17 protein-coding genes and 3 pseudogenes are annotated in these 16194 nt (G+C 26.0%); 9 read left to right on the top strand and 11 right to left on the bottom strand.

What is annotated here, in order from left to right; all coding sequences use genetic code 4:
* Positions 1–186: 186 nt before the first annotated feature.
* From ACQH23_RS09870 to ACQH23_RS09845, 6 genes are all read right to left on the bottom strand, one after another.
* Entirely contained in the window at positions 187–1152 is a 966-nt protein-coding gene (locus ACQH23_RS09870) for a 2-oxo acid dehydrogenase subunit E2 (protein WP_425378195.1), read from the bottom strand.
* A 93-nt stretch (positions 1153–1245) separates the two neighbouring features.
* Positions 1246–1602 carry a hypothetical protein gene (locus ACQH23_RS09865; RefSeq protein WP_425378194.1) on the bottom strand — a complete coding sequence of 119 codons (357 nt, stop codon included), beginning with the start codon at positions 1600–1602 and terminating at the stop codon, positions 1246–1248.
* Between the two features lie 98 nt (positions 1603–1700).
* Positions 1701–3047: a hypothetical protein gene (locus ACQH23_RS09860; protein WP_425378193.1), complete on the bottom strand. Its 1347-nt coding sequence runs from the start codon at positions 3045–3047 to the stop codon at positions 1701–1703.
* 319 nt (positions 3048–3366) lie between these two features.
* Positions 3367–3801, bottom strand: a complete 435-nt coding sequence (locus tag ACQH23_RS09855) for an IS3 family transposase (protein ID WP_425378192.1) — start codon at positions 3799–3801, stop codon at positions 3367–3369.
* Complete coding sequence (locus tag ACQH23_RS09850; RefSeq protein ID WP_425378191.1) at positions 3782–4147, bottom strand: IS3 family transposase; 366 nt, start codon at positions 4145–4147, stop codon at positions 3782–3784. Before ACQH23_RS09850 ends, ACQH23_RS09855 begins: the two co-directional genes overlap by 20 nt.
* A gap of 41 nt (positions 4148–4188) precedes the next feature.
* A complete protein-coding gene (locus tag ACQH23_RS09845; RefSeq protein ID WP_425378190.1) occupies positions 4189–4380 on the bottom strand; it encodes a hypothetical protein in 192 nt (63 codons plus the stop codon).
* Positions 4381–4437: 57 nt separating this feature from the next.
* Here ACQH23_RS09845 and ACQH23_RS09840 point away from each other — a divergent pair, with 57 nt between their 5' ends.
* From ACQH23_RS09840 to ACQH23_RS09825, 4 genes are all read left to right on the top strand, one after another.
* Positions 4438–4701, top strand: coding sequence for a hypothetical protein (locus ACQH23_RS09840; protein ID WP_425378189.1), 264 nt, complete (start codon positions 4438–4440; stop codon positions 4699–4701).
* A 173-nt stretch (positions 4702–4874) separates the two neighbouring features.
* Positions 4875–5558 carry a DDE-type integrase/transposase/recombinase gene (locus ACQH23_RS09835; RefSeq protein WP_425378188.1) on the top strand — a complete coding sequence of 228 codons (684 nt, stop codon included), beginning with the start codon at positions 4875–4877 and terminating at the stop codon, positions 5556–5558.
* A gap of 549 nt (positions 5559–6107) precedes the next feature.
* Positions 6108–6257, top strand: coding sequence for a 50S ribosomal protein L33 (gene rpmG, locus ACQH23_RS09830; RefSeq protein WP_425378148.1), 150 nt, complete (start codon positions 6108–6110; stop codon positions 6255–6257).
* Between the two features lie 271 nt (positions 6258–6528).
* Entirely contained in the window at positions 6529–6816 is a 288-nt protein-coding gene (locus tag ACQH23_RS09825) for an IS1/IS1595 family N-terminal zinc-binding domain-containing protein (RefSeq protein WP_425379337.1), read from the top strand.
* Positions 6817–6998: 182 nt separating this feature from the next.
* On the opposite strand, the pseudogene ACQH23_RS09820 reads toward ACQH23_RS09825, so the two are convergent.
* Positions 6999–8105: pseudogene (locus ACQH23_RS09820) on the bottom strand (IS3 family transposase).
* Between the two features lie 329 nt (positions 8106–8434).
* The gene (locus ACQH23_RS09815; protein ID WP_425378187.1) at positions 8435–8821 is read right to left on the bottom strand and encodes an IS30 family transposase; all 387 of its coding nucleotides are present in this window, start codon (positions 8819–8821) and stop codon (positions 8435–8437) included.
* Positions 8822–9313: 492 nt separating this feature from the next.
* Between ACQH23_RS09815 and ACQH23_RS09810 the strand changes: the two genes are divergently transcribed.
* From ACQH23_RS09810 to ACQH23_RS09790, 5 genes and pseudogenes are all read left to right on the top strand, one after another.
* Entirely contained in the window at positions 9314–9622 is a 309-nt protein-coding gene (locus ACQH23_RS09810; protein WP_425378186.1) for an IS3 family transposase, read from the top strand.
* Positions 9609–9998: a DDE-type integrase/transposase/recombinase gene (locus ACQH23_RS09805; protein ID WP_425378185.1), complete on the top strand. Its 390-nt coding sequence runs from the start codon at positions 9609–9611 to the stop codon at positions 9996–9998. Before ACQH23_RS09810 ends, ACQH23_RS09805 begins: the two co-directional genes overlap by 14 nt.
* Before the next feature lie 167 nt (positions 9999–10165).
* Positions 10166–10438, top strand: a pseudogene (locus tag ACQH23_RS09800) (hypothetical protein); the annotation flags it as partial.
* A 21-nt stretch (positions 10439–10459) separates the two neighbouring features.
* A complete protein-coding gene (locus ACQH23_RS09795) occupies positions 10460–11056 on the top strand; it encodes a DDE-type integrase/transposase/recombinase (RefSeq protein ID WP_425377849.1) in 597 nt (198 codons plus the stop codon).
* 44 nt (positions 11057–11100) lie between these two features.
* Positions 11101–11656: pseudogene (locus ACQH23_RS09790) on the top strand (IS3 family transposase); the annotation flags it as partial.
* 330 nt (positions 11657–11986) lie between these two features.
* Here ACQH23_RS09790 and ACQH23_RS09785 read toward each other — a convergent pair.
* The 3 genes from ACQH23_RS09785 to ACQH23_RS09775 form a co-directional block, all read right to left on the bottom strand.
* The gene (locus tag ACQH23_RS09785; RefSeq protein ID WP_425378184.1) at positions 11987–14986 is read right to left on the bottom strand and encodes a 2-oxo acid dehydrogenase subunit E2; all 3000 of its coding nucleotides are present in this window, start codon (positions 14984–14986) and stop codon (positions 11987–11989) included.
* Positions 14987–15167: 181 nt separating this feature from the next.
* Positions 15168–15614, bottom strand: coding sequence for an IS3 family transposase (locus tag ACQH23_RS09780; RefSeq protein ID WP_425378183.1), 447 nt, complete (start codon positions 15612–15614; stop codon positions 15168–15170).
* Positions 15595–15960: an IS3 family transposase gene (locus ACQH23_RS09775; protein ID WP_425378182.1), complete on the bottom strand. Its 366-nt coding sequence runs from the start codon at positions 15958–15960 to the stop codon at positions 15595–15597. The genes ACQH23_RS09780 and ACQH23_RS09775 overlap by 20 nt, the downstream gene beginning before the upstream one ends.
* Between the last annotated feature and the right edge of the window lie 234 nt (positions 15961–16194).

Here is a 16194-nt window from a genome sequence, read left to right as displayed (position 1 = left end):
TCGCAAGAAGCCTATTAAATAAATTTATTAGTTAAAATTTAATAAATTATTTTTGGCGTGCTTAAATATAATTAAAATAAGATGAAATTACAAAAATTTATTAAAAATATTTTATTATTAATTTAACAAAATATAAATTTGCCGTTTGTATCTACACAAAGCCTAATTAAAAATTAATAATATTTTTTATGATAACGTAATTAATTCTGGTGACTCTAATATTTCTTTTAATCTTGTTAAAAAGATTCCCGCTTCCGCAGCGTCAATAATTCGTTGATCGATTGTTAAAGAAAGATTCATTATCGAGCGAATTACTAACTTATCACCTTTAATAACAACTGGTTTACGAACAATGCGACCAATACCAATTACAGCTGAATTAGGGTAAAAGATTGTCGGTGTTGCATTAACTGCCCCAACCATTCCATAGTTTGCAATCGTAATAGTGCTTCCTTGTAATTCATAATCATACAATTCACCTTGACGTAAACGTTCAATTGTTTCTTGAATATTAATTGCAATTTGTTTTAAACTCATTTGTTCAGCAAATTTAATAACTGGAATTACTAATCCTTCGCTAGTTTCTGTTGCTAAACCAATATGTTGAGAATTTTTAATTACAATTTGATTTGTTTTTGAATCATAATATGAATTTAATTTTGAATATTCACTTAAAGATAAAGAAACGGCTTTTACCAAGAAACTCATTGTTGAAAAACGAACACCATGATCAGCATTAGCATTTTTTAATTTTCGTTGTTGGTCAATTATTGCTGACATATCAATGTCAGCAATAATTGTTAATGGTGGAACATGTGCTTGTGACATAATCATTGATTGAATTGCCGGATATCTTGCTGATTTAATTTCTTCTCTTGTTTCTAATCCTTGTGGTTCAACTTTACTATTCGTATTAATAATATTTAAATTATTGTTTAACGGTTGCACTAAATTTCCATGCGCATTCGAAGTTACACTTTCTTTTGCATTAAATTTTTTAACTTGTAAATTATGTGCTCCCTCGTTATTTCCATTGCCTTGTTGAATATTTTGTTTATTATTGGTTCTGAACTCTTTTAGCATTTCTTTCAACATTGGATCTGGTTCATTCATTGTTTTTAACATTTGTTGCATTAACATATATTGCATCATTTTATCAAAATTTGTACCATTAGCATTATCACTATTATTGCTATTGTTATTACTATTATTTACTTGTCGTAAACTTTGAATTTCTCGAAATAATTAATTTTGCCGATTGTTTTGCTCTTGATTAGCTAAACGCTCTTTTAAAATTGCCAACTCAATCATAACATTATTATCATTTATTCCTGATTGGAATGATAATGGATTTGGTTCACGATTATCTTTACCCTTATTTTCCACTGGTTTGAATTGTTTTGATAATTGTTGTTGTTCATTTGCTGAACCTTCTTGAATTGCATCATTCATTCCTTCGTTTTGTTCTGAATTATGACTATCATATTCATTATTTAACATTTCATATTGTGACTCAACTTCTTCAAAAGAAGGACGACGATAATTATTAATTCCCCCTAAAACTGAATCAACTTCAACATTTCCTTTTGCAATTTGTTCCATTCTTTTCTTAATTAACTCTCGTTGATTTCTTGTTTTTAAAATTTTTTCTCGTTGACCATTATCATTTAATTTTTCATATAAACGATCACGATAAGATTTTAACGGCGAAAAATTTCCTGTTTTTTTGTTTTTGCTTGTTTTTCCTCATTTGGATTAATTGTATAACCATCTGCCGAAATATAAATTTCATCAGATGGTTCCTTTTCACCTGCTTGAAGAATATTAGCGTTATCGCTAGAACTAGGGCTAGAACCACTATAATCACTTTGCATTTCTGGTGATATGTTTCTTTTAATTAAATCATTCATTCTTCCTTGTACAATATTACGTAAAATTTTAGGACGGCCATATTCATCTAAAAAGTCCCTGGAACTTTTTGAACTATTCGCTTCTAATGATAACTCATGAAAATCATTATTATTATGCAATTGCTCACGACGTTGATTTACAAGATTACGAAAACTAGCATTTTGATTTTGCCCACCCAAAAATCCTGCGGCATTAACTGGTGCTTCGTCTTGTTGTTTTGTGGTATTAACTAAATATTTAGCATATTCTTTTGCTTTATTTTCTTCTACTAATTTTGTTTGACCAATTGGAACAGCATTAGTAACAATGCTTTGTGGCGAAAGTGACGGTGATTGATTTAAACTATTAGTTTGTGCTTCAAAACTACTGTCTTGAAACATATTATTATTTAAATTAGGAATATTAACCATTGTTGCTTTTACCTCCCTTTTTTTACCCTGGTCCATTGGGTTATTAACTGTATCAATTGAAGGTATTTTCCCCTGATTATTAATAATATAATTATCATCAATGTTCAAATTTTTAAATGACAAGTTTCGGGTTTTCTTAGGACCAAATGATAGTCCTGTTTCATCTCAACGTTTCTTATCTTGTCCTCTTGTTGTAATGGGTTGTTCAAAAGTTTGCTCTTGTTGTAATACATTATTTTGTTGTTCAAAATAAATTGATTGATTTTGGTCCGGATTTGGTGAAAGGTAAGGATCATTATTAATAACAGTTCCTTCGGGTAAAAATTTTTGCCCATTATTTTGATTAAAATTTGGGGTCATTATTTGATTATCAAATGGTTGTTCATTAATTAATGTAGCTCTTGATTGAACTGCCATTTCATTATTATTAAATGGCAGTTGGTTTAATAACGATGGAGTAAAAGTTGGATGTAATGTATCTTCATTTGCAACACTAATTCCTGAATAATCATCTTCTTCAATGTCTTTTCATTTTGTTCCAAATTGACCATTTTTTGTTGTTGAAAACTTTATCCCTTTCTTATTTAAACGCGTAAATTCATTACTCGCAAGACGCTTAAAATAATACTTTTCAATTTCATCTTCAGTTGTTAACAAATAAGCAATAATAGCATTACTTTTAATTTTACTGCCTTCTTTAATTGGTTTAACAACAATTCCATTCATTGGGGCTGTAATGATTGATTGGCCGTTTTCACTTTCAATTAAAGCAATTTCTTAACTTGATTTGACCTCTTCATTTTGATATAGGAATTTCTTTAAAATTACTTTTTTTTCTAATGTTAATACTCTAATTTTTTCCATTGTTTATGATTACCCCATTCAAAAAAACTTAATTTGTTTTATTAAATTTAGTTTAGCCACTCTTATACCCATTTTATTACAAAATGATTATATCATATTTTCGCATCTTTTGGGCATCAAAGTTATTTAATTTTGTCGAAAACTCTTGATATTGGATTGGCAACCCTTTTTAGGACACTTTTTATATGGACTGTTGTTTTCTAAATTCAACAGGTGTTAAATAATTTAAACGACCGTGAATTCGAATATTGTTATATCAATGCACAAAGTCAAATAATTTGTATTTTAATTGGGTTAAATTTATAAATTTTTGCCCCTTGATAAATTCCGTTTTAAAACTTTTGTAAGTTGTTTCAGCCACAGCATTATCGTATGGACAGCCTTTATTGCTTAATGATCGTTTGATGTTAAAAGTATTTAAGATATTATCAATGATTTTATTTTTAAATTCATTACCCCGGTCAGTAATTTGATTTAATGGTCTTGTAATTGAATAAAAGGCTTTTTGTCCTAGTTGGGCTGTTTTGTTTGTCCTGGCACTATAGCCAATTATTTCACGATTAAACAAGTCAATTAATAAACAAATATAATGTCATTTAGCACCCAACTTGAACATATGTTAAATCACTAACAACAACTTCATTTGGTTGTTTATTATTAAATTCACGGTTTAAAACGTTGCTAATTTCGTCGTTATTAACCATTGACTTATGATTACGATATTTTAATTTAGTGTATTTAAATACTAACTGATTTTTAATCATAATTTGGAGAATTTTTCTTCGCGATAAGATAATATCTTTTCTGGTTAAAATAGCTTTAATTTTACGAGCTCCATAAATTTTGCGACTATCATTAAATGGACTGATAACTTCTTGTTCATAATTATTAACATCAACCGTAGCGTATTTATTAATTTGATAGTAATATGTTGATTTTGCTATCTTTAATATTTGACCCATTTTTCGCACGGAATATTTTTCTTTATTATTGTTAATAATTTCTATTTTTTGCCGATTATCAGTGCCGCTTGCTTTAAAATTTCGTTTTCCATTCGTAATTGAATTAATTCTTTCCGCAAGGCAATCAGTTCGTTTTCTTCAACAGTGCGGTTATCTTTTGCTTTAAAAGATCCAGAATTATTTAATTTTTCAATTCACTGATATACGGATGATTTTTTGTAGACTGCACCCAAAAAAGTAAGTAAAGAAAAAAAGTCTTTGCTAAACTTTTAAAGGAGGTGCATTTTTATATGGCAAGAAAAGAACAAAAATTTAATAAATATACAGCAGATTTTCGAAAAAGGATAGGACAAGAGGTTAAAAATAATAGTATAATTTTTATTGCAAAAAAATATGCAATTAATAAAAAAACTGTTGCTTCATGGTATGAAAATTTTAAGAAAGGGATTTTAAACACCAATAAAGGTCCAAAAGAATCATTTGAAAAAAGAGATTTAAACTATTACAAAGTTAGGTATGAATTACTAAAAAAGCTTCATGACTTTTACAATTAAATAAAAGAAAAATTGTATTTTTTATCAAAGAAAACATTAATAAATATCCACTAAATTTATTACTTGATATAACATATTTAAAGCGTAGTTATTGAGATAAATATAAAAATTATTCAAGTAATGGTAAGGATAGCGAATCATTAAAAAATATTGTAAAAGTCTATGAAGAAAATTTGAAACAATTTGGTTATCGTCGAATTACCAAATATTTAAAAGAAGATTATGGCATTGTTTATAATGCTAAGAAAGTATTACGAATTATGAAAGAAAATAATATTCAAGCTGAATATGTAAAGCGTATGCGTAGAAAAATATTAATAAAACAAAATAGAAATAAAAATATAATTAAATATCCTGATTTAGTAAATAGTAATTTTAATGATATTAAAGAAAGATTTTCAATTTTATTTACTGATGTAACTTATTTAATTTGAAATGGTAAAAAACATTATCAATCAACAATAATTGATGGATATACTAAAGAAATTATTGATGTAAAATGATCAAAATTTAATAATAACAAACTTGTAATTGATAATTTAAATGCTGCAATTAATAAAATTAAAAAAATAAAAAAAGATCTAAATAAAACAATAATTCATTCAGATCACGGATATCAATATACATCTAAAGATTATAATAGTAAATGTTTAGATAACAAAATTATAATTTCAATGGGTAAAAATTATCATTGTGCAGACAACATTATTATTGAAAGTTTTCATTCATTACTTAAAAAAGGAACAACCCATAATAAAAATTATAAATCTCATAATGAATATATTAATGATGTTAAAAAATGAAATAAATGATATTCAAACCAAAAAGAAAAAGATATAATAAATGAAAGTTTGTAAACCTTTTTATTAATACTTACTAAACGGGGTGCAGTCTACCTTTTTCCTTATTAATTTAATTCTTATAGCCTTTATAAGAGATGCATTATTTTGGCACAACAAAAAATTATTTTATTATTTAAAGTTAATTTTCAATCAACTTCTTGTGTTATTTATAATAACAATTGAAAATTATAGATTAGACTTCTTGCGGCATCTTATTATTTATGCTTAAAAAGCAATTAAAATTTTTAAAAATGCTTATTTTAAAGTTTAATTTAATTTTTTTATTTGTAATTTTTTTATTTTTGTTAATATCGCAAAAAGTATATTATAAGGAGATAATTTTATCAGCTACAGAACTAAGCATTAGTTTAGGTGTCATGCTAGGGTTTTTAGTCTTAGCCACTCTGTTAATCCTCCTTGATATCCGGATTTTCCGCTGCGATAATTAAAAAAATGGGGAAAGAACCGAAAAATATATTGACAAAATTAAATTATTTTGTCATGATATATTCGTTGTAAAAATTCGAAAAAAAGAATGTTTAATCAGAAAAGAGGAATAAGCAAATGCGTGAAGGAATAATTTTACGTTGTGAAAAATGCAAGGAAGAAAACTACATTGCAAAACGTGATAAAAAGAAACAACAAGAAAAATTAGAAGTTAACAAATATTGTTCAAAATGTAATCAACATATTTTACATAAAGAAAAAAAATAACTCGTTGAATTCATTGCAATGAGTTATTTTTTTAATTAAGAGATTCTAATTTTAAAAACAAATAATTTCCGGTCGTATGTATTATTTAAGGGTTTTAATTAATATCTTAGAAATTGTGGAATAATATACCACTTACTTAGCTATATTGTATTACTTCTAATTTTATTGTCAATATACTTTAATTTTGTCGAAAACTCTGATATTTATAAAATATATCTAAAATTAGGTATATTTTATAATATAAAGAGAGGTAAATAATTGATGGAAAAAAATACTTGCAGAATTAATAAATAGTTTAACAGATGATCAATTTTTAGAATTTTATGAAAAAGTTAAAAAAGAAGCAGAATTAATCAAAAAACAAAAACGCTTAAATGAAATTGATCAAAAATTTAGAGATAAAGGTATTAAATGCCCTAATTGCAAATCTTATCATTGTGTTAAAAATGGCCATAATCCCGAAGGAAAACAAAAATATTTATGCAAAAAATGTCGGGCTAGTTTTGATGCTTTTCGTCATCATTTTACTTATTGAAGTCATTTAAATTATGAACAATAAAATTTATTAATTCAAATTTCATTGCTAGGACAATCTAGTAAAGTAATTTCCCGTTTTATTAGACTTCTTGCGATATTAACAAAAATAAAAAAATTACAAATAAAAAAATTAAATTAAACTTTAAAATAATCATTTTTAAAAATTTTAATTGCTTGGATTGGCAACCCTTTTTAGGACACTTTTTATATGGACTGTTGTTTTCTAAATTCAACAGGTGTTAAATAATTTAAACTACCGTGAATTCGAATATTGTTATATCAATGCACAAAATCAAATAATTTATATTTTAATTGTGTTAATTGGGTTAAATTTATAAATTTTTGCCCCTTGATAAATTCTGTTTTAAAACTTTTGTAAGTTGTTTCAGCCACAGCATTATCGTATGGACAGCCTTTATTGCTTAATGATCGTTTGATGTTAAAAGTATTTAAGATATTATCAATGATTTTATTTTTAAATTCATTACCCCGGTCAGTAATTTGATTTAATGGTCTTGTAATTGAATAAAAGGCTTCTTGTCCTAGTTGGGCTGTTTTGTTTGTCCCGGCACTATAGCCAATTATTTCACGATTAAACAAGTCAATTAATAAACAAATATAATGTCATTTAGCACCCAACTTGAACATATGTTAAATCACTAACAACAACTTCATTTGGTTGTTTATTATTAAATTCATGGTTTAAAACGTTGCTAATTTCGTTGTTATTAACCATTGACTTATGATTACGATATTTTAATTTGTTGTATTTAGATACTAACTGATTTTTAATCATAATTTGGCGAATTTTTCTTCGCGATAAGATAATATCTTTTCTGGTTAAAATAGCTTTAATTTTACGAGCTCCATAAATTTTGCGACTATCATTAAATGGACTGATAACTTCTTGTTCATAATTATTAACATCAACCGTAGCGTATTTATTAATTTGATAGTAATATGTTGATTTTGCTATCTTTAATATTTGACCCATTTTTCGCACGAAATATTTTTCTTTATTATTGTTAATAATTTCTATTTTTTGCCGATTATCAGTTCCGCTTGCTTTAAAATGTCGTTTTCCATTCGTAATTGGATTAATTCTTTCCACAAGGCAATCAGTTCATTTTCTTCAACAGTGTGGTTATCTTTTGCTTTAAAAGATCCAGAATTATTAAATTTTTCAATTCACTGATATACGGATGATTTTGACATCCCATATTCCTTAAAAATTTCAAGAATGGTTTTACCATTTTGATAAAGTAAAACAATTTGTTTTTTAAATTCATACACCGATGAATTTCTTCCCATTTTTATATTCCTACTTTCTTCATAATTATATTTTATTTGAAAGTCCACATAAATATGGTCCAACTTATTGTAACCTATCCAGTTTTTTAAGCATAAATAATCAGGTATCGCAAGAAGTCTATTAAAGAAATCCATAAAGGTAATTTTAAAAATAAATTTAATAAACGAAAAACTCATCTTGATCCATTTTCCACTAACACTAAATGTTGTATTCAAATGGCGGTTAATACTAATAATAATATTTTTGTTCAATCCACTAATACCAAACGATTACAAAAACAGTGAATTATTGAAAATATAATAATGCCAAATTGTAAAGTTAAGTGCAACTAAATTATTTTTCTAACCAAATATTCGATTGGCGAAAGATAATTTAGTATTTTTCTTGGTCTTTGGTTTAAAGACAATATAAATTTATGAACTGCATTTTTAGTAGTATTTGAAAAATTAAATTTTTTAGGAAATTTTTCTCTAATTAAACCATTAGTATTTTCATTAGTACCTCTTTGTCAGGGTGAATATGCATTAGCAAAATAAATTTTCACATTTAAATTTTTTTCAAGTTGTTGTCAATTAGCAAATTCTTTACCACGATCAAATGTTATAGTCTTAACAAGATTATTTGGCAGAATTGATAAATAATGGCTAATATTTTCGTTAATAACTTTAGTAGTTCTATTTTCAACTAATATTGCTAAAAAGTAGACTGCACCCAAAAAAGTAAGTAAAGAAAAAAAGTCTTTGCTAACTTTAAAGGAGGTGCATTTTTATATGGCAAGAAAAGGACAAAAATTTAATAAATATACAGCAGATTTTCGAAAAATGATAGGACAATAGGTTAAAAATAATAGTATAAGTTTTATTGCAAAAAAATATGCAATTAATAAAAAAACTGTTGCTTCATGGTATGAAAATTTTAAGAAAGGAATTTTAAACACCAATAAAGGTCCAAAAGAATCATTTGAAAAAAGAGATTTAAACTATTACAAAGTTAGGTATGAATTACTAAAAAAGCTTCATGACTTTTACAATTAAATAAAAGAAAAATTGTATTTTTTATCAAAGAAAACCTTAATAAATATCCACTAAATTTATTACTTGATATAACAGATTTAAAGCGTAGTTATTGAGATAAATATAAAAATTATTCAAGTAATGGTAAGGATAGTGAACCATTAAAAAATATTGTAAAAGTCTATGAAGAAAATTTGAAACAATTTGGTTATCGTCGAATTACCAAATATTTAAAAGAAGATTATGGCATTGTTTATAATGCTAAGAAAGTATTACGAATTATGAAAGAAAATAATATTCAAGCTGAATATGTAAAGCGTATGCGTAGAAAAATATTAATAAAACAAAATAGAAATAAAAATATAATTAAATATCCTGATTTAGTAAATCGTAATTTTAATGATATTAAAGAAAGATTTTCAATTTTATTTACTGATGTAACTTATTTAATTTGAAATGGTAAAAAACATTATCAATCAACAATAATTGATGGGATATACTAAAGAAATTATTGATGTAAAATGATCAAAATTTAATAATAACAAACTTGTAATTGATAATTTAAATGCTGCAATTAATAAAATTAAAAAAATAAAAAAAGAGCTAAATAAAACAATAATTCATTCAGATCACGGATATCAATATACATCTAAAGATTATAATAGTAAATGTTTAGATAACAAAATTATAATTTCAATGGGTAAAAATTATCATTGTGCAGACAACATTATTATTGAAAGTTTTCATTCATTACTTAAAAAAGGAACAATCCATAATAAAAATTATAAATCTCATAATGAATATATTAATGATGTTAAAAAATGAAATAAATGATATTCAAACCAAAAAGAAAAAGATATAATAAATGAAAGTTTGTAAACCTTTTTATTAATACTTACTAAACGGGGTGCAGTCTAATATGCAATTAATAAAAAAACTGTTGCTTCATGGTATGAAAATTTTAAGAAAGGGATTTTAAACACCAATAAAGTTCCAAAAGAATCATTTAAAAAAAGAGATTTAAACTATTACAAAGTTAGGTATGAATTACTAAAAAAGCTTCATGACTTTTACAATTAAATAAAAGAAAAATTGTATTTTTTATAAAAGAAAACCTTAATAAATATCCACTAAATTTATTACTTGATGTAACAGATTTAAAGCGTAGTTATTGAGATAAATATAAAAATTATTCAAGTACTGGTAAGGATAGCGAATCATTAAAGAATATTGTAAAAGTCTATGAAGAAAATTTAAAACAATTTGGTTATCGTCGAATTACCAAATATTTAAAAGAAGATTATGGCATTGTTTATAACGCTAAGAAAGTATTACGAATTATGAAAGAAAATAATATTCAAGCTGAATATGTAAAGCGTATGCGTAGAAAAATATTAATAAAACAAAATAGAAATAAAAATATAATTAAATATCCTGATTTAGTAAATCGTAATTTTAATGATATTAAAGAAAGATTTTCAATTTTATTTACTGATGTAACTTATTTAATTTGAAATGGTAAAAAACATTATCAATCAACAATAATTGATGGATATACTAAAGAAATTATTGATGTAAAATGATCAAAATTTAATAATAACAAACTTGTAATTGATAATTTAAATGCTGCAATTAATAAAATTAAAAAAATAAAAAAAGATCTAAATAAAACAATAATTCATTCAGATCACGGATATCAATATACATCTAAAGATTATAATAGTAAATGTTTAGATAACAAAATTATAATTTCAATGGGTAAAAATTATCATTGTGCAGACAACATTATTATTGAAAGTTTTCATTCATTACTTAAAAAAGGAACAATCCATAATAAAAATTATAAATCTCATAATGAATATATTAATGATGTTAAAAAATGAAATAAATGATATTCAAACCAAAAAGAAAAAGATATAATAAATAAAAGTTTGTAAACCTTTTTATTAATACTTACTAAACGGGGTGCAGTCTATTTAAATACACTAAATTAAAATATCGTAATCATAAGTCAATGGTTAATAACGACGAAATTAGCAACGTTTTAAACCGTGAATTTAATAATAAACAACCAAATGAAGTTGTTGTTAGTGATTTAACATATGTTCAAGTTGGGTGCTAAATGACATTATATTTGTTTATTAATTGAATTTTTTAATCGTGAAATAATTGGCTATAGTGCCAGGACAAACAAAACAGCCCAACTAGGACAAAAAGCCTTTTATTCAATTACAAGACCATTAAATCAAATTACTGACCGGGGTAATGAATTTAAAAATAAAATCATTGATAATATCTTAAATACTTTTAACATCAAACGATCATTAAGCAATAAAGGCTGTCCATACGATAATGCTGTGGCTGAAACAACTTACAAAAGTTTTAAAACGGAATTTATCAAGGGACAAAAATTTATAAATTTAACCCAATTAAAATACAAATTATTTGACTTTGTGCATTGATATAACAATATTCGAATTCACGGTAGTTTAAATTATTTAACACCTGTTGAATTTAGAAAACAACAATCCATATAAAAAGTGTCCTAAAAAGGGTTGCCAATCCAAGCATTTTTTGTTGTGCCAAAATAATGTATGACTATAAGAATTAAATTAATAAGAGGTATAAATTCCTATTTGTATTTTTTCTTTATGAATTAATTTGCGATGATTATTATAGTATCGCAAGAAGCCTATTAAATAAATTTATTAGTTAAAATTTAATAAATTATTTTTGGCGTGCTTAAATATAATTAAAATAAGATGAAATTACAAAAATTTATTAAAAATATTTTATTATTAATTTAACAAAATATAAATTTGCCGTTTGTATCTACACAAAGCCTAATTAAAAATTAATAATATTTTTTATGATAACGTAATTAATTCTGGTGACTCTAATATTTCTTTTAATCTTGTTAAAAAGATTCCCGCTTCCGCAGCGTCAATAATTCGTTGATCGATTGTTAAAGAAAGATTCATTATCGAGCGAATTACTAACTTATCACCTTTAATAACAACTGGTTTACGAACAATGCGACCAATACCAATTACAGCTGAATTAGGGTAAAAGATTGTCGGTGTTGCATTAACTGCCCCAACCATTCCATAGTTTGCAATCGTAATAGTGCTTCCTTGTAATTCATAATCATACAATTCACCTTGACGTAAACGTTCAATTGTTTCTTGAATATTAATTGCAATTTGTTTTAAACTCATTTGTTCAGCAAATTTAATAACTGGAATTACTAATCCTTCGCTAGTTTCTGTTGCTAAACCAATATGTTGAGAATTTTTAATTACAATTTGATTTGTTTTTGAATCATAATATGAATTTAATTTTGAATATTCACTTAAAGATAAAGAAACGGCTTTTACCAAGAAACTCATTGTTGAAAAACGAACACCATGATCAGCATTAGCATTTTTTAATTTTCGTTGTTGGTCAATTATTGCTGACATATCAATGTCAGCAATAATTGTTAATGGTGGAACATGTGCTTGTGACATAATCATTGATTGAATTGCCGGATATCTTGCTGATTTAATTTCTTCTCTTGTTTCTAATCCTTGTGGTTCAACTTTACTATTCGTATTAATAATATTTAAATTATTGTTTAACGGTTGCACTAAATTTCCATGCGCATTCGAAGTTACACTTTCTTTTGCATTAAATTTTTTAACTTGTAAATTATGTGCTCCCTCGTTATTTCCATTGCCTTGTTGAATATTTTGTTTATTATTGGTTCTGAACTCTTTTAGCATTTCTTTCAACATTGTATCTGGTTCATTCATTGTTTTTAACATTTGTTGCATTAACATATATTGCATCATTTTATCAAAATTTGTACCATTAGCATTATCACTATTATTGCTATTGTTATTACTATTATTTACTTGTCGTAAACTTTGAATTTCTCGAAATAATTCATTTTGCCGATTGTTTTGCTCTTGATTAGCTAAACGCTCTTTTAAAATTGCCAACTCAATCATAACATTATTATCATTTATTCCTGATTGGAATGATAATGGATTTGGTTCACGATTATCTTTACCCTTATTTTCCAATGGTTTGAATTGTTTTGATAATTGTTGTTGTTCATTTGCTGAACCTTCTTGAATTGCATCATTCATTCCTTCGTTTTGTTCTGAATTATGACTATCATATTCATTATTTAACATTTCATATTGTGACTCAACTTCTTCAAAAGAAGGACGACGATAATTATTAATTCCCCCTAAAACTGAATCAACTTCAACATTTCCTTTTGCAATTTGTTCCATTCTTTTCTTAATTAACTCTCGTTGATTTCTTGTTTTTAAAATTTTTTCTCGTTGACCATTATCATTTAATTTTTCATATAAACGATCACGATAAGATTTTAACGGCGAAAAATTTCCTGTTTTTTTTGTTTTTGCTTGTTTTTCCTCATTTGGATCAATTGTATAACCATCTGCCAAAATATAAATTTCATCAGATGGTTCCTTTTCACCTGCTTGAAGAATATTAGCGTTATCGCTAGAACTAGGGCTAGAACCACTATAACCACTTTGCATTTCTGGTGATATGTTTCTTTTAATTAAATCATTCATTCTTCCTTGTACAATATTACGTAAAATTTTAGGACGGCCATATTCATCTAAAAAGTCCCTGGAACTTTTTGAACTATTCGCTTCTAATGATAACTCATGAAAATCATTATTATTATGCAATTGCTCACGACGTTGATTTACAAGATTACGAAAACTAGCATTTTGATTTTGCCCACCCAAAAATCCTGCGGCATTAACTGGTGCTTCGTCTTGTTGTTTTGTGGTATTAACTAAATATTTATCATATTCTTTTGCTTTATTTTCTTCTACTAATTTTGTTTGACCAATTGGAACAGCATTAGTAACAATGCTTTGTGGCGAAAGTGACGGTGATTGATTTAAACTATTAGTTTGTGCTTCAAAACTACTGTCTTGAAACATATTATTATTTAAATTAGGAATATTAACCATTGTTGCTTTTACCTCCCTTTTTTTACCCTGGTCCATTGGGTTATTAACTGTATCAATTGAAGGTATTTTCCCCTGATTATTAATAATATAATTATCATCAATGTTCAAATTTTTAAATGACAAGTTTCGGGTTTTCTTAGGACCAAATGATAGTCCTGTTTCATCTCAACGTTTCTTATCTTGTCCTCTTGTTGTAATGGGTTGTTCAAAAGTTTGCTCTTGTTGTAATACATTATTTTGTTGTTCAAAATAAATTGATTGATTTTGGTCCGGATTTGGTGAAAGGTAAGGATCATTATTAATAACAGTTCCTTCGGGTAAAAATTTTTGCCCATTATTTTGATTAAAATTTGGGGTCATTATTTGATTATCAAATGGTTGTTCATTAATTAATGTAGCTCTTGATTGAACTGCCATTTCATTATTATTAAATGGCAGTTGGTTTAATAACGATGGAGTAAAAGTTGGATGTAATGTATCTTCATTTGCAACACTAATTCCTGAATAATCATCTTCTTCAATGTCTTTTCATTTTGTTCCAAATTGACCATTTTTTGTTGTTGAAAACTTTATCCCTTTCTTATTTAAACGCGTAAATTCATTACTCGCAAGACGCTTAAAATAATACTTTTCAATTTCATCTTCAGTTGTTAACAAATAAGCAATAATAGCATTACTTTTAATTTTACTGCCTTCTTTAATTGGTTTAACAACAATTCCATTCATTGGGGCTGTAATGATTGATTGGCCGTTTTCACTTTCAATTAAAGCAATTTCTTCACTTGATTTGACCTCTTCATTTTGATATAGGAATTTCTTTAAAATTACTTTTTTTTCTAATGTTAATACTCTAATTTTTTCCATTGTTTATGATTACCCCATTCAAAAAAACTTAATTTGTTTTATTAAATTTAGTTTAGCCACTCTTATACCCATTTTATTACAAAATGATTATATCATATTTTCGCATCTTTTGGGCATCAAAGTTATTTAATTTTGTCGAAAACTCTTGATATTGGATTGGCAACCCTTTTTAGGACACTTTTTATATGGATTGTTGTTTTCTAAATTCAACAGGTGTTAAATAATTTAAACTACCGTGAATTCGAATATTGTTATATCAATGCACAAAGTCAAATAATTTGTATTTTAATTGGGTTAAATTTATAAATTTTTGTCCCTTGATAAATTCCGTTTTAAAACTTTTGTAAGTTGTTTCAGCCACAGCATTATCGTATGGACAGCCTTTATTGCTTAATGATCGTTTGATGTTAAAAGTATTTAAGATATTATCAATGATTTTATTTTTAAATTCATTACCCCGGTCAGTATGAAATAACGTAATTTGATTTAATGGTCTTGTAATTGAATAAAAGGCTTTTTGTCCTAGTTGGGCTGTTTTGTTTGTCCCGGCACTATAGCCAATTATTTCACGATTAAAAAATTCAATTAATAAACAAATATAATGTCATTTAGCACCCAACTTGAACATATGTTAAATCACTAACAACAACTTCATTTGGTTGTTTATTATTAAATTCACGGTTTAAAACGTTGCTAATTTCGTCGTTATTAACCATTGACTTATGATTACGATATTTTAATTTAGTGTATTTAAATACTAACTGATTTTTAATCATAATTTGGCGAATTTTTCTTCGCGATAAGATAATATCTTTTCTGGTTAAAATAGCTTTAATTTTACGAGCTCCATAAATTTTGCGACTATCATTAAATGGACTGATAACTTCTTGTTCATAATTATTAACATCAACCGTAGCGTATTTATTAATTTGATAGTAATATGTTGATTTTGCTATCTTTAATATTTGACCCATTTTTCGCACGGAATATTTTTCTTTATTATTGTTAATAATTTCTATTTTTTGCCGATTATCAGTGCCGCTTGCTTTAAAATTTCGTTTTCCATTCGTAATTGAATTAATTCTTTCCGCAAGGCAATCAGTTCATTTTCTTCAACAGTGCGGTTATCTTTTGTTTTAAAAGATCCATAATTATTAAATTTTTCAATTCACTGATATACGGATGATTTTTGTAGACTGCACCCAAAA

This window comes from Spiroplasma endosymbiont of Polydrusus pterygomalis (assembly GCF_964030635.1).
In the GTDB taxonomy this organism is placed as follows: domain Bacteria; phylum Bacillota_I; class Bacilli_A; order Mycoplasmatales; family Mycoplasmataceae; genus Spiroplasma.
This window is presented reverse-complemented; position numbering and strand designations above follow the sequence as displayed.